Source organism: Cypionkella sp. PAMC25878, assembly GCF_058135695.1.
The window spans coordinates 978,405-996,871 of record NZ_CM176871.1 but is presented as its reverse complement, the minus strand read 5'-3'; the positions used below and the strand labels follow the sequence as shown (position 1 = coordinate 996,871).

General features: G+C 62.6%; 16 protein-coding genes. 4 read left to right on the top strand and 12 right to left on the bottom strand.

Annotation, left to right across the window (positions count from 1 at the left end; all coding sequences use genetic code 11):
- Positions 1–37 precede the first annotated feature (37 nt).
- The 10 genes from ACS5RD_RS04610 to pdxR form a co-directional block, all read right to left on the bottom strand.
- Positions 38–379 carry a DUF779 domain-containing protein gene (locus tag ACS5RD_RS04610; RefSeq protein ID WP_489930199.1) on the bottom strand — a complete coding sequence of 114 codons (342 nt, stop codon included), beginning with the start codon at positions 377–379 and terminating at the stop codon, positions 38–40.
- A gap of 51 nt (positions 380–430) precedes the next feature.
- On the bottom strand, positions 431–1,948 hold the full coding sequence (adh, locus tag ACS5RD_RS04605) for an aldehyde dehydrogenase (protein WP_489930198.1): 1,518 nt from the start codon (positions 1,946–1,948) through the stop codon (positions 431–433).
- A gap of 152 nt (positions 1,949–2,100) precedes the next feature.
- A complete protein-coding gene (locus tag ACS5RD_RS04600) occupies positions 2,101–3,048 on the bottom strand; it encodes a GAF domain-containing protein (RefSeq protein WP_489930197.1) in 948 nt (315 codons plus the stop codon).
- A 322-nt stretch (positions 3,049–3,370) separates the two neighbouring features.
- Positions 3,371–4,513 (bottom strand): OpgC family protein, encoded by a 1,143-nt coding sequence (locus ACS5RD_RS04595; RefSeq protein WP_489930196.1) that lies wholly within the window; start codon positions 4,511–4,513, stop codon positions 3,371–3,373.
- Positions 4,506–6,293 carry a glucans biosynthesis glucosyltransferase MdoH gene (gene mdoH, locus ACS5RD_RS04590; RefSeq protein ID WP_489930195.1) on the bottom strand — a complete coding sequence of 596 codons (1,788 nt, stop codon included), beginning with the start codon at positions 6,291–6,293 and terminating at the stop codon, positions 4,506–4,508. The genes ACS5RD_RS04595 and mdoH overlap by 8 nt, the downstream gene beginning before the upstream one ends.
- Positions 6,294–6,297: 4 nt before the next feature.
- Complete coding sequence (locus ACS5RD_RS04585; protein ID WP_489930194.1) at positions 6,298–6,486, bottom strand: hypothetical protein; 189 nt, start codon at positions 6,484–6,486, stop codon at positions 6,298–6,300.
- The gene (locus tag ACS5RD_RS04580; protein ID WP_489930193.1) at positions 6,483–8,099 is read right to left on the bottom strand and encodes an OpgD/OpgG family glucan biosynthesis protein; all 1,617 of its coding nucleotides are present in this window, start codon (positions 8,097–8,099) and stop codon (positions 6,483–6,485) included. The genes ACS5RD_RS04585 and ACS5RD_RS04580 overlap by 4 nt, the downstream gene beginning before the upstream one ends.
- Positions 8,100–8,449: 350 nt before the next feature.
- A complete protein-coding gene (locus tag ACS5RD_RS04575; protein ID WP_489930192.1) occupies positions 8,450–9,409 on the bottom strand; it encodes a nickel/cobalt transporter in 960 nt (319 codons plus the stop codon).
- The gene (locus ACS5RD_RS04570; RefSeq protein ID WP_489930191.1) at positions 9,391–10,035 is read right to left on the bottom strand and encodes a DUF1007 family protein; all 645 of its coding nucleotides are present in this window, start codon (positions 10,033–10,035) and stop codon (positions 9,391–9,393) included. Before ACS5RD_RS04570 ends, ACS5RD_RS04575 begins: the two co-directional genes overlap by 19 nt.
- 90 nt (positions 10,036–10,125) lie before the next feature.
- A complete protein-coding gene (pdxR, locus tag ACS5RD_RS04565) occupies positions 10,126–11,604 on the bottom strand; it encodes a MocR-like pyridoxine biosynthesis transcription factor PdxR (protein WP_489930190.1) in 1,479 nt (492 codons plus the stop codon).
- Between the two features lie 112 nt (positions 11,605–11,716).
- Between pdxR and ACS5RD_RS04560 the strand changes: the two genes are divergently transcribed.
- The 4 genes from ACS5RD_RS04560 to ACS5RD_RS04545 all read left to right on the top strand — a co-directional run bounded on the left by ACS5RD_RS04560 (position 11,717) and on the right by ACS5RD_RS04545 (position 15,013).
- A complete protein-coding gene (locus ACS5RD_RS04560) occupies positions 11,717–12,400 on the top strand; it encodes a GNAT family N-acetyltransferase (protein WP_489930189.1) in 684 nt (227 codons plus the stop codon).
- Between the two features lie 10 nt (positions 12,401–12,410).
- Positions 12,411–13,124 (top strand): pyridoxamine 5'-phosphate oxidase family protein, encoded by a 714-nt coding sequence (locus tag ACS5RD_RS04555; protein ID WP_489930188.1) that lies wholly within the window; start codon positions 12,411–12,413, stop codon positions 13,122–13,124.
- Between the two features lie 99 nt (positions 13,125–13,223).
- The gene (locus tag ACS5RD_RS04550) at positions 13,224–13,925 is read left to right on the top strand and encodes a GntR family transcriptional regulator (RefSeq protein ID WP_489930187.1); all 702 of its coding nucleotides are present in this window, start codon (positions 13,224–13,226) and stop codon (positions 13,923–13,925) included.
- Between the two features lie 125 nt (positions 13,926–14,050).
- Positions 14,051–15,013: a dihydrodipicolinate synthase family protein gene (locus ACS5RD_RS04545; RefSeq protein WP_489930186.1), complete on the top strand. Its 963-nt coding sequence runs from the start codon at positions 14,051–14,053 to the stop codon at positions 15,011–15,013.
- Positions 15,014–15,040: 27 nt separating this feature from the next.
- Here the strand turns inward: ACS5RD_RS04545 and ACS5RD_RS04540 are convergent, their stop codons facing one another.
- Together ACS5RD_RS04540 and deoC are read right to left on the bottom strand one after the other, a co-directional pair.
- Positions 15,041–17,419, bottom strand: coding sequence for an aldehyde dehydrogenase family protein (locus ACS5RD_RS04540; protein ID WP_489930185.1), 2,379 nt, complete (start codon positions 17,417–17,419; stop codon positions 15,041–15,043).
- A 3-nt stretch (positions 17,420–17,422) separates the two neighbouring features.
- Positions 17,423–18,424, bottom strand: a complete 1,002-nt coding sequence (deoC, locus tag ACS5RD_RS04535; protein ID WP_489931331.1) for a deoxyribose-phosphate aldolase — start codon at positions 18,422–18,424, stop codon at positions 17,423–17,425.
- Positions 18,425–18,467: the final 43 nt, after the last annotated feature.

Below are 18,467 nucleotides of genomic sequence, written 5' to 3'. Positions count from 1 at the left end.
TGCATAAAAAAGGTCCCGGGTTGGGGCCTTGGCGGAATCAAATCGCGCAGACCTCGGATCGGGTCAGAAACCTTTGCTCGCGGCCATTGTCTAAACTGAACATCCCGCCGCGGCCCTTGACGACATCAATGATCAGATCAGTGTGCTTCCACAGCTCATACTGACTGCCCGAGATGTAGAACGGCATGCCGCCAATCTCACCCAGTTTCACATCGCGGTCGCCCAACAGAAAATCGCCCTGCGGGTAGCACATCGGGGATGAGCCGTCACAGCAGCCACCCGACTGATGAAACATCACCGGTCCGTGGTCGGCGACAATCTCAGCCAGCAGTTGCAAGGCCGCAGGCGTGGCGGTGACTTTATCGAGGATCTCGTTCATATCAGCCTCCCGGTAAAATGTGGGCGCGAGGCGAACCTCGCGCCCTGTTGATCAGAAGAAGCCTAGCTTCTTGGGAGAGTAGCTGACCAACATATTTTTCGTCTGCTGGTAGTGATCCAGCATCATCTTGTGGTTTTCGCGCCCGATGCCGGACTGCTTATAGCCGCCGAAGGCCGCATGGGCGGGATACGCGTGGTAGCAGTTGGTCCAAACCCGGCCCGCTTGCACGGCGCGACCAAAGCGATAGCAGGTGTTGGCCGAACGGCTCCACACGCCAGCGCCCAGACCGTAGAGGGTGTCGTTGGCGATGCTGAGGGCCTCGTCGTCATCCTTGAAAGTGGTGACGGAGACCACCGGGCCAAAGATTTCCTCTTGGAATACCCGCATCTTGTTGTTGCCCTTGAACACGGTTGGCTGCATGTAGAAGCCGCCTGCAAGGCCGCCCTGCATCTCACGCCGCGCGCCGCCCGCCAGAACCTGCGCGCCTTCTTGGCGGCCGATGTCCATGTAGGACAGGATTTTTTCCAACTGTTCCGACGAGGCCTGCGCGCCGATCATCGTGGTGGGGTCCAGCGGATCACCTGCGGTGATCGCGGCAACACGCTTCAGGGCTTTTTCCATGAATTGATCGTAGATCGACTCGTGGATCAAAGCGCGCGACGGGCAGGTGCAGACCTCACCTTGGTTCAGCGCGAACATAACAAAGCCCTCGATGGCTTTGTCGAAGTAATCGTCATCCTCTGCGCAAACGTCTTTGAAGAAGATGTTGGGGGATTTGCCGCCGAGTTCCAGCGTGACCGGGATCAGGTTCTGGCTGGCGTATTGCATGATCAGGCGGCCAGTGGTGGTTTCACCCGTAAAGGCGATCTTGGCGATGCGGTTGCTGGAGGCCAGCGGTTTACCTGCCTCAAGGCCAAAGCCGTTAACGATGTTCAGCACGCCGGGCGGCAGCAGGTCGGCGACCAGTTCGGCGAAAACGAGGATCGAGGCCGGGGTTTGCTCCGCCGGTTTCAGCACGACGCAGTTGCCTGCGGCCAGCGCCGGGGCAAGTTTCCAGACCGCCATCAGCAGCGGGAAGTTCCACGGGATGATCTGACCGACAACGCCCAAGGGTTCGTGGAAGTGGTAGGCGACGGTGTCGTGATCAATCTCGGACAAGCTGCCTTCCTGTGCGCGGATAGCGCCTGCGAAGTAGCGGAAGTGGTCGATGGCCAAGGGCAGGTCGGCGTGTGTCGTCTCACGGATCGGCTTGCCGTTGTCCCAGGTTTCGGCCAGCGCCAGCAGGCCAAGGTTCTGCTCCATCACATCGGCGATCTTGTTCAGGATCACCGCGCGGGTGGCGACCGAGGAATTGCCCCACGCGGTCTTCGCGGCATGGGCGGCGTCGAGGGCTGCTTCAATATCCGCCGCTTCGGACCGCGCGATTTTGCAGATCACTTCGCCTGTGATTGGCGAGGTGTTGTCAAAGGTTTTCCCCGATTGTGCAGGCACCCACTTGCCGCCGATAAAGTTACCATAGATCGCCTTGAACGGCGATTTAGAGGTGCGGAAATGCTCCACCATATTCATAGCTAGTCCTCCCAGACTGTGCGGCCGCCTCCTCGCGGCACTGGACTCAGGCTGCGCTTTAGGGCGGCGTCGGTCAGCAGGGGGGAAGGCGATGCGGGCGGAAGTTGTCGCAGGGATGCGACAGGTCAGGGCAAAACCTACAGAAGACGAGCTTAGATGAGCCGCGGGCCGAGCTTGCGATGGAAGGTGGCGCGGCTGATGCCAAGGTCGCGCGCGGCGGCGGAGACGTTGCCACCCGCGCGGGCAAGGGCGCGCATGAGAACGGCGCGCTCGCCATCTTCCAGCGTTTCGTGCTCGAAATGGCCCAGCACATCGGCGGCGGGGCGGGGTTGGCGGGTCAGGTCGCCTGTCAGTCCAAGATGGTGGCGGGCGGCGCGCGTGGCACCGATCACCAGATCATCATGATCAACGGCAAGCAGGCCGCCCGAGGCGCGATCCCCCGGAACCAGCACCATGCGGGCAGTGGGGAAGGCGTCGCGGAAGGCTTGGGCTTCGATCTTCTGCGCAGTTTCGGTAACGGACTGGCTGATCAGGGTCATGAAGCCTTCGGTGAGGTCGTTGCGGGCGGAGGAGACATCCAGCACCCCGGCGAGTTTGCCTTGCGGGCCGTAGATCGGCGCGCTCATGCAGGACAGGATGGTGTTGCGGGCAAAGAAATGTTGGTCGCGGTGGATGGTCACCACGCGCTCTTCGACCAAGCAGGTGCCGATGCCATTGGTGCCTTGCTCGGCTTCGGACCAGCGGGTGCCGGGCCAGAGCCCCCAGTCGGAGAAGACGGTGTCATCGACGGCAGCACCGCGACGTTCCAGGGGGACTCCATCAAGGTCGGCGAGGAGAACGCAGCAGCCGACGGCTCCGACAGCTTGGAACAGGCGGTCAAGGTTCGGGGAGGCGGCGCGGATCAGGGGGGCGGTGCGGTCGCGGGCGGCGGCGAGTTCTTGCGCGGTCATCCGGTCGGGTTGGCTGGGCTTGGTAGGGTCAAGGCCGTGCAGGCGGGCGGAACGGCTCCACGAGGCGACCACGGGGGACCGGGCAGCTTCGCCGCGGGCGAGGGCTGTCTCGATGGTGGTGAGGTGGTTTTCGGTGCCGCGCGGGATCATGGGGGACACTCCGGTCGAGGAGGTTGGACAGGTAGGAGTATGTCTCTTGTCGGGATTAATTCAAGTGTGGCGCGAGCACGTGGGCGTGTCCACGCGTGGCACTTTTTCCGGTCTTTATAAATCAATGGGTTACACGCGCTGATTCATGTTCTGTTAAGAATTGCGCGTATACGCGCCGTGGCTTTGGTCGTGCTATGGCGCAGGCACAAGATGGGAGCGCGCGCCGCTTGGGTCATCCTCTGTGTTTAAATATCCCCGCCGGAGGCTCTTTTGGTTGGCCGCAGATGCCTCCGGCGGGCGTATTTTTAAAAGAGAAAATCCTTTAGAGCGTGTCCGCGATCCGGGTCTGTTGCTGGCGCTTTTGGCCGTCACGCAGCCATGCCACGGCGTAGAGGATCACCAAGCCGCCGCCGATCAGGGCGGTGTCGAGCAGGATGGAGGGCGGGTTCATCGCCTTGGTGACTTGGGCTACATAAGCCAGCACGGTGCTGGTAGCGAACACCGGCAGCGAGTGTTGGCCGAGCAGGATCAGACCGGACACCTTCGGGCTGTTGGCCACGGTTTTCAGCACGGGCAAGGCGCTGAGGGCATAGGCGAGCGCCAGAATGTGCAACAGGCGCGGCAGGAAGATGAAGCTTTTCTCGAACGAGGTGAACACCGCCGGGAAATAGGCGTATTCGTGCAGCAACCAGAGGGTATGGCCGCCCCAATTCGCCACCCAGCCAATTTGCACCCAGAGGGCGGAGAGGATCAGAAACGCCCAAGCCAGTCGCAGCGGCCACTTGCGTACGGCCAACCAGCGGCGGTTTTGGCGGATGGCGATGCCGGTCAGCATCCCTGCAACAAACAGCACCTGCCACGAGAATGGGTTGAAGAACCAGCCGTTCGACAAGGGCCAAGTCGGCATGGTGAAGCGGGCCAGTCCCGCCACAAACCACATCAGCAACGAGCCCGCCATCAGCGCCCTAGGCCAGCGGACGGCCAGCGCCAACAGCGCCGGAGCCCAGAGCATCAGCACGACATAAAGCGGCAGGATATCGGCATAGGCGAACTGGTGGCCAAGGGTGGAGAGCGGCAGGGCAAAGCCATCCATATTCTCAAGCGCGGGGGCGATGTTGCGCTTGATCGCCATTTTGGCCACTTCGGAATCGTGCTGGGTGAAAACGAACAGCGCCAGGATGGAGGCCACGACCAGCACATGCACCCACCACAGAGTGAAGGCGCGCTTCCACGGGCGCAAAGCCTCGGGCCAGCTTGCGCCGCGCAGGAACACCGCGCCATAGGCCAGCCCGGTGGCCATGCCCGACATCAGCACGAAGCCTTCGGCGCCATCGGAAAAGCCGAAGTTGCGTGAGGTCAGATGCTCCCAGATCGTGCCGGGAATGTGGTTGATATAGATCATCACCAACGCGATGCCGCGCAGCAGATCAATCCGGTAATCCCGGACGCGTGCAGGTTCAGCCAAGCTTGGCCTCCGCCAGCGGCGTGGCATTGGCGGCGGGGGCCGCGATCGACCATGCGGCAAGCACGGCATTATGGCGCGTCAGGATTGGCGGGATCGTGGTGTCTTCTGGCACCGGAAACGCATGAGGGCCTGCGGGACGGGAGGTCCACCAGATCAGCAGCGGTGCCGCCACCATCGGCAGCCCGACGGGCAACAGCCACAGCGTCAGCACCGGGGCCATCAGATGCGTGGCAATCAAACCCGAAAGACCAAGCCAAGAGATCCAGCTTCCGGCGGCCCAAGCCTCGGTTATATCCAATCCACCGTCCCCCCGGTTGTTCGGTGGCCAGCCACCGTCGCGTCCCAGAAGCACCTGTAAAACCGAACGGCTTTGGAAAGCCATCAGAATCGGCGCGATGAGCGAGGAAAGCCCCAGCTCGACCAGCATGGCGCGCAAGGATCCGCCGATGCCGCCAAAACCGCGCACGCGTCCGGTGAAGATGGCATCGAGCGCCACAAGCAGTTTCGGCATCACCAGAAGGCCGAAGACGCCGACGGCAAGACCGATGGCTTTCGGGGTTTGGTCGTTGGGGAAGGTTGGGAACGGCCAGTTGGCCTCGGGGAAGTAATCGGGGATTTCGACCCAGTAGACGGCGGCAATCGAGGCCGCGATGAAGGCCAGCCAGATCAGGGGGGCGATATAGGCGAAGATGCCTTGGACAAAGACAAAGCGGCTCCACGGTTTCAGGCCGGGGGCTGTCAGCAGTTTGGCATGTTGCAGGTTGCCTTGGCACCAGCGGCGATCACGCTTGGCGTGGTCGATGATATTCTCGGGGCCTTCTTCAAACGAGCCTTCAAGGTCATCATCCAGCCGCACCAGCCAGCCTGCGCGGGCGAGAAGGGCGGCCTCAACATAGTCATGGCTCATGATATGGCCGCCGAACGGGGCACGGCCCGGCAGTTCGGGCAGGCCGCAGCTTTCGGCCCAAGCGCGGATGCGGACGATGGCGTTGTGGCCCCAGAACGGGCCCGTGCGGCCTTGGGTGGCGGCTAGACCGCGCGCGAAGATCGGCGAGTGGAAGCCAGCAGCGAATTGCATGGCGCGGCCAAAGCGGGTGGTGGCGCCGACGACACGCGGCAGGGTTTGCAGCAGGGCGAGTTTGGGGGCGGCCTCAATGCGGCGGATCATCTCAATGATGGTGTCGCCTTCCATCAGGCTGTCGGCATCGAGGATCACCGCGTAATCCCATGCCGCCCCCGAGGAGGCGATGAATTCTTCGATATTGCCGGCCTTGCGGCCAGTGTTTTTCTCGCGGCGGCGGTAGAACATCCGGCCTTCGCCGTTTTGACGGGCCAGCAGGCGGGCGAACCAGTGTTGCTCTTGCAGCGCGATCTTGTCGTCGCGAGTGTCGGACAGCACGGCGAAATCGACTTGCGCGGCGGTGTGGGTGGCTTGGATCGAGGTATCCATCGCGGCGATGCGGGCGAAGGTGATGCGGGGCTCTTCGTTGTAGACCGGGACGATGACCACGGTGCGGCCCTTGATCGCCCCAGCGATGCGGGCGACCGCGGGGCGTTGGCGCGCGGTCAGGCCAAGGAGCGCTGTGGCCGCGCCCCAAGCCAGCCACCAAGTGGAGAAGAAGATCAGGGTGCTGCGCAGCACGTCCAGAAAGCCCACACCGTCCGCAGCGCCGTAGATCTGAAACACCATGCCAGCGGCTGCGGCGGCCAGAACGCTGGCCGCGATCGCCAAAGCGCGGGCGCTGATGGTGCGGTCGCGGGAGGGGGCGTTTTGGGCCATCGGATCAGCCGAGGCGGCGCAGGCCCGGGGCTACGGCCCAAAGCAAGCTGCGCACGGACCGCATGAAGCTGCCCGGCGGTGCGGTCAGCACTTGCTTTGGCATGGCAAGGGCGGCGCGCGGTGGAGCCATCAGATCGGTCAGCGTGGCTTGCTTGGCTGCGGGCTTTGCCCCGGTTTGAATGGTCACGTTCATGCATTCACCCATTGATAAAGCCAGTTTTCGGACAGTTTGCGGCCATATCCGGTGATATGAGCGCCCAATTCCACCGTGGCACCGGCGGTGGTGGAGACGTCCAGCACCAGACGCCAGAAATCGGTGCCGGGGATCTCAGACAGCGCCTGATGCGCGATTTCGCCACCGGAGATGGTGACGATGGCTTTGACCTCGGCCTCGGGTGGCAGCGCGGCGAGCAGGCCACCTTCGAAATCGACCACGAATTTACGGGTGCCATCGGTGTTGTCGACGCCCGAGACGCCGCCAATTCCGGCGCGGGTTTCTTTGACGAAGGCGATGTCAGCGTTGACATCAGCGGCCAAAGCGCCCCAGCGCAGGCGGTAACTGAATTCCATCATCGTGCCGGGGACGGGCTTGGCCTCGGGCACCCAGAAGGTGACGATGTTATCGTTGACCTCTAGCGCGCTGGGGATTTCGACCAAGCGCACAGCACCTTTGCCCCAATCGCCCAAGGGTTCAACCAACAAAGACGGGCGGCGCTCGTAATGCGCGCCGGCGTCTTGGTAGCTTTCAAAGTTACGGTCACGCTGCATCAGCCCAAACGCGCGCGGGCTGGTTTCGGCGAAATACGATTCCGACAGGCGCGGCGGGTTGTTCAGCGGACGCCAGATATGGTCGCCATCGCCGCGATAGATCGCAAGGCCGTCGCTGTCGTGGACATTGGGGCGATAATCGTCGAAGGCGGCGCGGTTTTTTTCCGAGAACAGGAACATCGAGGTCAAAGGCGCGATGCCGATCTGATCGACCGCGTTGCGGAAGAACAACCGCGCGGTGACGTCGATTTCAGTCTCGTCCCCCGGACGGATCACAAAGCGGTAAGCCCCGGTGCAGCTTTCGCTTTCGAGGGCTGCATAGACCGCGACTTCGCGGGCGAAGGGGGCCGGGGTTTCCAGCCAGAATTTCGAGAAACGCGGGAATTCTTCGGGTTTGCCAAGGCCGGTGTTGATCGCCAGACCACGCGCCGACAGACCATAGGCGTTGTCACGGCCCAAAGCGCGGAAATAGCTGGCCCCAAGGAAAGCCACGACTTCGTCGAACAGATCGGCGCGATTGAGCGGCGCGTTCAGGCGGAAACCTGCGACGCCCGGCAATGGCTCGTGTTTCGGCACACGGGCGGCGACAAGGTCGTAATAGCGGAAATCGTCGGTCGAGAAGGTCATCGGACGGGCCATGCCGTCTTTTGTCTCAAACATCTGCACGGGTTCGGCGAACAGCCAGCCCAAATGGAAGGCCTGCACGTTGAAGCCCGCCTTCGGCCCGGCCCAGCGGCCACGATCCGGGTTGAACTGCACGGCTTGGTAATCGTCATAGTTGAAGGTCGTGAAGAAGCCTTCAACCTTGGCAGGGGCTTGATGCGGCGTGGTCGCCCGTTGCTGCATTGCAGCGGTGAGAATGTCGAAACTGAACGGCTCTGCGTTGACGACTTCTGGGGTCGCCGCAGCGGGGGCTGCGGTGTCAGCCCAAGCGGCGTTGGACAGGCTTGTGCTGCATTGCAGCAATGCCGCCGTCCCCAGCAAAGCCAGGACAGAGCGGCGGTGAACGATCGCGGACAAACCCGGCTGACCCGGCATATTCTCTCCTGCTCCCCGATTCGGGGAAAACTTAACGTAATTCGCAGGTTATCGGAAGTCGCGCCAGATGTCATGCTATGCAACCAAAGCAACCCTGCCATGCCGCAATCGCAAAGGAACCCGGACGCGATGCCTAGACCCAACCACGGGTTCAGATGGGGGAGGATGTACAAAAGGTCAATTCCAGATGTGTTAGCGGCCATCACAGGGTGGTGAGATGCGCGAGAAACTGCCGCATATAGGGGCAAATCGTGCTGCAACTGCACATGGAGCGACTTTGTGGGGAGATTTGGTGGCTTTGCTGACCCGGATTTTCGCGGGAGAATCGTGAAAGGCCGGGGTGAGCGACGTTACAGCGTCTGCGTCAGCAGGGTCAGCGCGATAAGGGTGATCAGGCAGCCCGCCAATACCTCGACCCATGGTAAGATTTGCGCGACCCGGTGGAACGGCAGGTTGGCCAAGGCACCTTCGCGCGCCCAGACCGCCATGGCTGCGACAGCGACGGTGATCACCGCAGTGCCAAGCCCCATCGCAAAAGCACCGGCGATGCCCGCCAGCGCGATGCCGAGTTGCCATGTCAGGATCAGTAGGAACAGCGCACCCGAGCAGGGACGCAGCGCCACACCGATGATCAGGGCGGCGCGGTCTTTCCAGTTGGTGGCGCGTTCGACTTCGGCGAGGCTGGGGCCGTGGGAATGGCCACAGCCGCAGTTGGCGTCGTGATGGTGGTGGTCGTGATGGGGATGCTCATGCGTGTTTGGTGGAGGCGTCGCGGTTTGTTGCCAAATTTTGCGCAGGCCGCGTGCTGCCAGCCAGAGGCCCACTGCCGCGATTGCCAATGTGCCGATCGGGGCCATCACGTCTTGTGCGACATTCTGGGCGGCATCTCGGGTCCAACCCAAAGCCGCGACCCCGGCGTAGACCAAGGCCACCCCGACCAAGCTTTGCGCCAGAGTGGCGGCAAGGGAAATGCTGGCCAGCGACCTGAACGCGACGCGACGGCCCATGCCGTAGCCGCCAATCAGCACTTTGCCATGGCCGGGCCCAGCGGCGTGCAACACCCCGTAGCTGAAGCAGACCGCCAGCAGAGCGGCGAGCGCGCCGGGTTGGCCCTGTTTGATCGCGCACCCCCCGGCGGCGAGTTCATTTTGGATAGCGCGTTGGGATTCTATCACCCAGCTTTCCAGCAGCATAAAGCCGCCGGAAAGCCAGAGCGCCAGCAGGATCAAGGCGAGGATTGCACCGAGGGTTAGGAGGGTGCGTTTCAGTTTGGGGCTTATGATTGAGCGGCTCAGGACTGCGGGGGGCATGTGACCTCCATAGCTTCGGCGAAATCAGCACCGAGTTCAGGATAGGCGGCTTCGGCATCTTGTGGCAGGGCGGCGATGGCGGCATCCAGCTTGGCGCGGGCGGCGTCAAGATCGGGCAGCACGGTGCGGGCGGCGCAATCGGCGGCGTTGGTTAGGGTGGTGCCGAGTTTCAGCGCATAGCTGACGTAGAGGGTGGGGTCGTAGACTTGCACCAGCAAGGGTTGCGTGATTTCAACGGGTTGGGCAAAGCTGCGGTAATGGGTGGACAGGATTTTGGCGTCTTTATAGGCGACCGTCCAATCCGAGGGACCGGACAGCGGCAGCGGTTGGCCTGCCATCGAGGCATAGGTGTCACCGGGATAGCCTGCGTCCCAATGCATATCAAAGCCGTTCAGTTGGGTGGTTTCCTCGGGCGTCAGGTTGCCGTCGAAATCGGGATCGAGGCCCTTGTCGGTGATGATCTGCAACGAGGTCAGATCATCATAGCTCCACGTGATGCGGACACCCGTGGCGCGATGTTGATCGTCGAAGATCAGCTCCAGCCCAGTGTCGATGAAGACATGCGGATGGGCTTGGGCGGTTTGCGACCAGCACAGCAGCATTGTTGCGAAAACCAGCGGTTTCATCGGGGGCTCCGTGGTGCTGGGCGGACCGTAAGGCGGTGCCGGGGAAAGGCCAATGCTGAAGCTGTGGGGTGGCTGATGTTTGCCATGCGGTTAGCGGGTGAGGGGATGCAGGGCTTGGCGGATTGCGGCGATGGCGGTTTTGATTTGGGCGGCGTCAAAGCTGCCGAAGCCGAGCAGGAGGCCGAAGGTGGGGGTGTGGGCGTAGAAGGGCGAAAGCGCGCGGGTCTCGATGCCTGCCGTGCGCAGGGTGGTGGACAGGTGCACATCGTCTAGGACGGTGTGGAAGCGGAACAGCACATGCATGCCCTGATCGCCGGGGGCGACGCTGCCGAAATCGGCCAGTTGCGCGGCACATTCCGTCAGTAGGATCGCGCGGCGGGCAGCGAACAGCAGGCGGATGCGGCGGATATGGGCATCGTAATGGCCACCGGCGAGGTATTCGGCCAGCACGCGCTGATCGGTGCTTTGGGCGTGGCGGTCGGCCAGCACGCGGGCTCCGGCGAAGGCATCGCTCAGGCGGGCGGGCGCGATCAGGTAGCCCAAGCGCAGGCCGGGGAACAGCATTTTGCTGAAGGTGCCAAGGTAGATCACCGCACCTTCGGCGGCATCCAAGCCCGCAAGTGCCGGGATCGGGCGGCCGTCGTAGCGCAGCTCGCTGTCGTAATCATCCTCGATGATCCACGCCTTGCGGACCTGCGCCCAGTGCAGCAGGGCCAAGCGGCGCTCCATCGTCAGCACCGCGCCTAAGGGATATTGGTGCGAGGGGGTGACATAGGCTCCGGCGGCATGGGGGGCGAGCGCCAAGCCTGCGGCGATGTTGAGGCCGTCGGCATCGACGGGAACCGGGATGCCGGTCAGGCCCGCGTCTTGTACCACGGCGCGCAAAGGGATGTAGCCGGGGTTTTCCAACCAGACCTGATCTCCGGGTTGGAACAGCACGCGAGCGGTCAGCGACAGGCCTTGCTGGGTACCTGCTGTGATCAGGATTTGGTCGGGGGTGCAGGTGATGCCGCGCATGCGGCGGACATATTCCGCGATTTGGACACGCAGGGCGGGCAGGCCATGCGGGCCGGTGTAGGCGGCGTCGCGCCATGGCGTGCGGGCTTGGGCGATGGCGATACGAGTCCAAGCTTTGCCGGGGGCGAGGGTTTCATTCGGGGCGCTGATGGCGAGGGGGATCGCGGCTTGCACGGTGAGATTGCGGGCGACCTCGGCCAGTAAGTCGGCGCCGGGGGGCAGATCGGTACGCTGCGGAGCTTTGGGTTTTGCGCCGAGGGGTTGGGGTATGGTGATGTGGCCTTGCGGCACCACGCGGGTGCCTGATCCGAGCTTGGCCTCTAGATAGCCCTCGGCGATCAGTTGGGCATAGGCGGTATCGGCGGTCATCCGCGACACACCCAAGGCGGCGGCGAGGGCGCGGGTGGAGGGGACTTGCTCGGCAGGTCGCAGGGTTTGCGCCAGCACGGCGGCGCGCAGGTGTGCAGCGATTTGATCGGCCAGCGGGGCGGCGGAGGGGCCACGGTTTAACGGGATTTGAATTTGAAACGGGGCGGCGGCGGTTCTGCTCATACGGGTGGCGCCTCCTTTATACTGGCTAGATGATTATTTCGATTACTGGCCCTGTATATCTATCCGGTATCGCTCTAGCCATAGGGCATAGCCTTGCCGAAGGAGCATCACCATGGCCGAAAACATGCAGCATTGGACGCCGCGTCCACGCCCCGAAGCCGTGCCGCTGGAGGGGCGGTTTGTGCGGCTGGAAAAGCTGGAGGCAAAGCACGCGGCTCAGCTTTACGACGCCTCGGCCACCGTCGATGCCGATGCGAAGTTCACTTGGCTTGCGGAAAATCCGCCAGAGGATCAGGCCAGTTTCCGTGCTTGGGTGGAGAAGGTTTCGGCCAGTACGGACCCGATTTACTTTGCCATCATCGACAAGGCGACGGGTAAGGTTGCAGGACGGCAGACTTTGATGCGGATTGATGCGGCCAATGGCGCCGTGGAGATCGGCAATATCTATTGGGGGCCGTTGATTGCGCGCAAGGCGGCGGCGACCGAGGCGTTGTTCCTGTTCGCGGAGTACGCATTTGATACGCTGGGCTATCGGCGGTTTGAGTGGAAGTGCAACAATGACAATCTGCCGTCGAAGCAAGCGGCGCTGCGGTTTGGCTTTCAGTACGAGGGGCTGTTCCGGCAGCATTTTGTTATCAAGGGGCTGAACCGCGACACCGCTTGGTTTGCGATGATCGACAAGGATTGGGTTGCGCTGAAGCCTGCTTATGAAGCGTGGCTGTCGCCGGATAACTTCGATGCCGGCGGTGCGCAGAAGCGGCGTTTGGAAGATATTCGGGCCGATTTTGGCGCGTGAGGGTATCCCGATGACGTCCGCATCCTATCCCGTTGATGCAACCAACCAGTTGAAGCGCCGCCATGATCGCGGCTTTTACGACCATGACACCGTGCATAAATTGCTCGATGCGGCGGTGTTGTGCCATGTGTCTTATGTGATTGACGGCGCGCCCTATTGCACGCCGACTTTGTTCTGGCGCGAAGGATCGACGCTGTATTGGCACGGCAGCAGCGCCAGCCGGATGTTGCGCAATCAAAGCAAGGGCCAAGCCGCCTGCCTGACGGTGACACATCTCGACAGCCTTGTGTTGGCGCGCTCGGGGTTCAACCATTCTGCCGATTACCGATCAGTGATGGCATTTGGTCAGGCGCGGTTGCTGGACGACCCTGCCGAAAAGGCGGCGGCGCTGGTGGCGGTGATGGATCGGCTTTACCCCGGCCGCAGTGCGATGTTGCGCGCAACTTTGGCGCAAGAGGTCAAGGCGACGGCGGTGGTGGCGATGGAGATTGAGCGCGCCTCGGCCAAGATCCGGGCGCGCGGAGTGGTGGATGAAGACGAGGATTACGCGTTGCCGATCTATGCCGAGCGCTTACCCTTGCAGACCGTGATCGGCGCGCAGGAGCCCTGCCCGCGTTTGCTGACGGGGGTGACGCGGCCTGCGGCGCTGGACGGCTATCGGGCGGGGCGTGCGTTGGAGGATGCGCTGCGCGATGCCCATGCAGCAAGTTTTTCCAAGGCATGATGGCGGCTAAAGTGGGCGCAATCGGCGGGGGCTGCACGCGAAGCGGTTGATCGGCGGGGGGTGTGGCCGTAACTGTGTTGGCCACAGAAGGATAATTTCATGGACAACACCCCTGCCCCGCCGCCTGAACGCAAGCGCGGCTCTGGCGTTAAGATGGTCTATGATCTGCTGCGCGATGACATTCTTGATCTGGTGATGCCGCCGGGCAGCCCGATTGATGAGGTGCAACTGGCGGAGCGGTTTGCGATCTCGCGCACGCCGATCCGCGAAGCTTTGGCGCGGCTGGCGATGGAGGGGTTGATCGACACGCTGCCAAACCGCTCTACCATGGTGTCGCAGATCGACTTTGTGAACCTGCACACGTTTTTTGACGCGATCACGCTGATGTATCGGGTGACGACGCGGCTTGCGGCGCAGAACTGGCGGGCGGGCGATCTGGAGGTGATCCGCGGGCATCAGGCGGAGTATTGTGCGGCGTTTAAAGAGCATGATGCTTTGGCGATGATCGGCACCAATCGCGATTTTCATGCGGCCATCGCCGAGGCGGGGCGGAATCCGTATTATCTGGCGCTGTTTTTGCGGTTGCTGGATGAGGGAAGGCGGATTTTGCGGTTGTATTATCAATCGTTTGACGACCGCCCACCGGCTTCGGTGATCACCGAGCATGAGGATATTATTACCGCGATTGCGGCGCGGGATGTTGAGACTGCTGATCGGCTGGCGAAGGCGCATGCCGATCAGATCGTCGGGCAAATCCAGCGGTTGATGGCGCGGGACCAGCGGCAGGATATTGCTTTGTAGGGCTGGCTTCAGCTTATTGTAGACAAGTAAAATACAATGTGTATATTAATATGGAGAAGTGATTCATCCGGCAGATGCCGCGTGGGGTCACGGGGTCCAACCGCGATTTTTACAGGGATGAATACATGCAGTCCGAGATCTTTTCAGGGGTGATCCCCGCGTTGATGACGCCTTGCACGGCGGACCGCAGCCCGGATTTTGACGCTTTGGTGCGCAAAGCACAGGAGTTGGTCGCGGCGGGGATGTCGGCGGTGGTCTATTGCGGCTCGATGGGGGATTGGCCGCTGTTGACCGATGCGCAGCGGATGGAAGGTGTGGCGCGGCTGGTGGCGGCGGGGATCAAGGTTGTGGTCGGCACCGGGGCGATCAACACCGCCTCGGCGGAGGCGATTGCGCGTCATGCGGCGGAAGTTGGCGCGCATGGGCTGATGGTGATCCCGCGGGTGCTGTCGCGCGGGCCTTCGCCCAGCGCGCAGAAGGCGCATTTCAAAGCGATTTTGTCTGCCGCGCCCGATCTGCCCGCGGTGATCTATAACAGCCCGTATTACGGCTTTGTCACCCGTGCCGATCTGTTCACCGCGCTCAGGGCCGAACATCCCAATCTGGTGGGTTTCAAGGAGTTCGGTGGCCCTGCTGAGATGCGCTATGCGGGGGAGTTTATCACCTCGGCGGGCGATGGCGTGACGCTGATGGTGGGGGTCGATACCGGGGTGGTGAACGGGTTCGTCAACTGCGGGGCGTCGGGGGCGATCACCGGGATTGGCTGCGTGTTGCCGCGCCCGGTGCTGACCCTGTGCAACCTGTCACGGGCTGCGGCTGCGGGGGATGTGGAGGCCCGGCAGAAGGCGCTGGAATTGGAGGCGGCGTTTGCTGTGTTGTCGTCGTTTGATGAAGGCCCGAATTTGGTGTTGTATTTCAAATACCTGCTGGAGTTGCAGGGCGAGGCTGAATATGCGCTGCATTTCAACGAAACCGACGCGCTGAGTGCCAGCCAGCGCGGTTTTGCCGAGGCGCAGTTCAAGCTGTTTACCGCTTGGTATGATGTCTGGAGCAAGCAAGACGGCGCTGTGGCACGGCATCTTGCTTGATCGGCTGGGCTTGATTGGCAGGATTCCCTACACGCCGTAGGGAATCCAGATGTTCTTCACCTCGGTGGCGTGGCGCAACCAATCGGCACCTTCAGCGCTGGGGTGGTGCCAGTCGGTGAGTCGTCCGTGATCGACAAAAGTGCGTTTGAGGTTGCTGGCGGAGAGGCGTTCGGCCGACTCTGACAGCGCTTCGGAGCCGAAGGCCCAAAGCGCATCGACATCGGCATGGGTGGCTAAGGCTTCCACCAAGGGCTGTGGATCGCCGGTGACGATGTTGAACACGCCGTCAGGCAGATCAGAGGTTTCCAGCACGCCGTAGAAATCGGTGGCCGACAGCGGATGCGGCGCGGATGGCACGGCAACGACGCGGTTGCCCATGGCGATCAGCGGGGCGGTCAGGCTGATCAGACCCAGCAACGGGGCTTCGGGCGGGCAGATCACGCCCACGACGCCGATGGGTTCGTTCATCGCCAAAGCCACGCCGCGCAGGGGTGGGGCGTGGACGATGCCTTCGTATTTATCGGCCCAGGCGGCATAGCTGAACAGGCGGTCGATGGAGGCTGCAACCTCGGCATCGGCTTTGGCCGTGCTTTGGCCTGTCATTATGCTGATACGGTTTGCGAATTCTGATGCGCGGGCGGAGAGGTTTTCGGCGATGTAATACAGCACCTGCGCGCGATTGTGGGCGGTGGAGTTGGCCCAAGCCTCGGCTTTGCGGGCGGCGGCGACGGCGTTGCGGATGTCTTTGCGGTTGCCTTCGCCGACTTCGGCGATCAACGCGCCTTTGGGGGTCAGCACCGGGCGGGAGTAGTTGCCATCGGGGCGGGCTTGTTTGCCTGCGATGAACAGCTTGGCGGTGCGGTCGATGATTGGGGGGGTAAATTCGATGACGGAAGCCGCGCGGGGGGTGATCTGCGGCTGTGCCGGGCGCAGTTTGCGGCCTGCCATGGCTTTGGGTTTGAGGTATTCGTAGGCGCCTTCACGGCCACCTTCGCGGCCAAAGCCGGATTCCTTGCGCCCGCCAAAGCCGACGGCTGCATCGAAAAGGTTGGTGGCGTTGACCCAGACCACGCCGGCCTCGACCTTCGCGGCGACTTGCAGCGCGAGGCTGATGGATTCGCTCCAAATGCTGGCGGACAGGCCGTAGCGGGAGTGGTTGGCCAGTTGCACCGCCTCGTCCGGGGTGCGGAAGGTCATGGTGACGGCGACGGGGCCGAAGATTTCTTCTTGCGCGACGATGTGGGCGGGTTGCACGCCGGTCAGCAGGGTTGGCGGGTAGAAGCAGCCATTGGTCGGCAGATCCATCGCCGCCTGATACAGGGTGGCACCTTCGGCCACGCCTTGCGCGACCAGAGCGCGGATGCGATCAGCCTGCACCGGGGCAACGATGGCGCCCATGTCGATGGATTTGTCGAGCGCGGAGCCTATGCGCAGGGCGTCCATCCGGCGTTTCAGGCGGCGGATGAAATCGTCGGCGATGCCCTCTTGCAGCAACAGGCGCGATCCGGCGCAGCAAACCTGGCCTTGGTTGAACCAGATCGCATCGACGACGCCTTCGACAGCGCCATCGAGATCGGCATCGTCGAACACGATGAACGGCGATTTACCGCCGAGTTCCAGCGTTAGCGATTTGCCCGTGCCTGCGGTGCGCTGGCGGATCAGGCGGCCGACTTCGGTTGATCCGGTGAAGGCGATCTTGTCGATGCCGGGGTGATCGACGATCAAAGCCCCCGTATCACCTTCGCCCGTGACGATGTTTACCACGCCTGCGGGCAGGCCAGCCGCTTGCGCCAGTTCGGCGAATAAAAGCGCGGTGAGCGAGGTGTATTCGGCGGGTTTCAGCACCACGGTGTTGCCCAAGGCTAAGGCGGGGGCGAGTTTCCATGCCAGCATCAGGAACGGGAAATTCCACGGGATGATCTGGCCGACCACGCCGACCGGGGCATGATCGGGGAAGCTGGTGGCTTGCAGTTGTGCCCATCCGGCATGATGGGTGAAGTGGCGGGCGGCGAGGGGCACGTCGATGTCGCGGGTCTCACGAATGGGTTTGCCGTTGTCGATGGCCTCGATGACGGCGATCAGGCGGGCGTGACGCTGGATCATCCGGGCGAGCGCGTAAAGGTGACGGGCGCGGGCGTGGCCTGTCAGTTTCGCCCAAGACATTTGGGCTTTGCGGGCGACTGTGACGGCGGCGTCCACATCGGCCGCTGTGCCGCGTGCTAAGGTGGCGAGCGGTTTGCCAGTGGCAGGCTCGAAGGTTTCAAAGCTGTGTTCAGGCGCGGTGAAGCTGCCTGCGATGAAATGGCCGAAGTTGTGATTGTGGCGGGCGAGCCACGCGCGGGCGTCGCTGTCGGATTCGGGCGAAAGACCGTAGGACATATCGTCGAAATGCTTTGCGATGTTCATCGGTTATCCGATCGGATGGCGGTTGAAGGCGGAATAGCCGCCCGTGACATGGGTTTCCAGTTGGCGCTCGATATCGGCCAGAAGGCTGGAGGCACCGATGCGGAACAGGTTGGGTTCCAGCCATGGGCGGCCCAGTTCTTCCTTCATCAAAAACTGCTGCATCAGCACATCCTTGGTGGTGGCAATGCCGCCTGCGGGCTTGTAGCCGACGCGAAATCCGGTGCGATCATGGTAGTCGCGGATGGTGCGGATCATCGTGAGGGTCACGGCGGGGGTGGCGTTGACGGCCTCTTTCCCGGTGGAGGTTTTGATGAAATCCGCGCCTGCCATCATGCAGACAAGGCTGGCTTGCGCGACATTGCGCAGGGTTTTCAATTCGCCCGTCGCGAGGATGGCTTTGACATGGGCAGCGCCACAAGCGGCGCGGAAATCGCGCATTTCATTGTAGAGGGCTTGCCAGTTGCCGGTTAGCACATGTTCGCGGGTGATGACGATATCGATCTCGGCGGCGCCATCGGCGACCGAGGCCGCGATCTCGCGCAGCTTTACATCATGCGGCGCAAGGCCCGCCGGAAAGCCCGTTGAGACAGCCGCGACGGGTATTCCTGTGCCTGCCAGCGCTTCGACAGCCGTGGCAACGAAGCGGTGATAGACGCAGACGGCACCCGTGGTGATGCGGCGATCCGCCATGCCCAGCGCCTCTTGCAAGGCGGGGGTCAGCGGTTGTGCCGCCTTGGCGCAGAGCCTGCGGACGCGTCCGGCGGTGTCATCCCCGCTGAGGGTGGTAAGATCGATACAGGTGAGGGCTTTCAGCAACCAAGCCGCCTGCGCATCTTTTTTGACGCTACGGCGACCGGGCAGGCCGGTGACGCGCCGATCAGTGGCGGATTGGTTGACCCGTGTTTGCGCGATCCATTCCAGATCGAGCGGCATCCCGGCATTGCGCGCAGCATGGCCAACCGCCTGCTGCACCGAGGCGATCTTTGCCTGTGTTTTCGGCTGCAATATCGTCACCAAATACCCTCCGCTGCGCGAAATTTCCGAGGCA

What these genes read in the sequence shown, in the direction of transcription:
- ACS5RD_RS04610 (WP_489930199.1), bottom strand. Translation starts at nt 379, where the DNA reads ATGAACGAGATCCTCGATAAAGTCACCGCCACGCCTGCGGCCTTGCAA.
- adh (WP_489930198.1), bottom strand. Translation starts at nt 1,948, where the DNA reads ATGAATATGGTGGAGCATTTCCGCACCTCTAAATCGCCGTTCAAGGCG.
- ACS5RD_RS04600 (WP_489930197.1), bottom strand. Translation starts at nt 3,048, where the DNA reads ATGATCCCGCGCGGCACCGAAAACCACCTCACCACCATCGAGACAGCC.
- mdoH (WP_489930195.1), bottom strand. Translation starts at nt 6,293, where the DNA reads ATGGCCCAAAACGCCCCCTCCCGCGACCGCACCATCAGCGCCCGCGCT.
- ACS5RD_RS04585 (WP_489930194.1), bottom strand. Translation starts at nt 6,486, where the DNA reads ATGAACGTGACCATTCAAACCGGGGCAAAGCCCGCAGCCAAGCAAGCC.
- ACS5RD_RS04580 (WP_489930193.1), bottom strand. Translation starts at nt 8,099, where the DNA reads ATGCCGGGTCAGCCGGGTTTGTCCGCGATCGTTCACCGCCGCTCTGTC.
- ACS5RD_RS04575 (WP_489930192.1), bottom strand. Translation starts at nt 9,409, where the DNA reads ATGCCCCCCGCAGTCCTGAGCCGCTCAATCATAAGCCCCAAACTGAAA.
- ACS5RD_RS04570 (WP_489930191.1), bottom strand. Translation starts at nt 10,035, where the DNA reads ATGAAACCGCTGGTTTTCGCAACAATGCTGCTGTGCTGGTCGCAAACC.
- pdxR (WP_489930190.1), bottom strand. Translation starts at nt 11,604, where the DNA reads ATGAGCAGAACCGCCGCCGCCCCGTTTCAAATTCAAATCCCGTTAAAC.
- ACS5RD_RS04560 (WP_489930189.1), top strand. Translation starts at nt 11,717, where the DNA reads ATGGCCGAAAACATGCAGCATTGGACGCCGCGTCCACGCCCCGAAGCC.
- ACS5RD_RS04555 (WP_489930188.1), top strand. Translation starts at nt 12,411, where the DNA reads ATGACGTCCGCATCCTATCCCGTTGATGCAACCAACCAGTTGAAGCGC.
- ACS5RD_RS04550 (WP_489930187.1), top strand. Translation starts at nt 13,224, where the DNA reads ATGGACAACACCCCTGCCCCGCCGCCTGAACGCAAGCGCGGCTCTGGC.
- ACS5RD_RS04545 (WP_489930186.1), top strand. Translation starts at nt 14,051, where the DNA reads ATGCAGTCCGAGATCTTTTCAGGGGTGATCCCCGCGTTGATGACGCCT.
- ACS5RD_RS04540 (WP_489930185.1), bottom strand. Translation starts at nt 17,419, where the DNA reads ATGAACATCGCAAAGCATTTCGACGATATGTCCTACGGTCTTTCGCCC.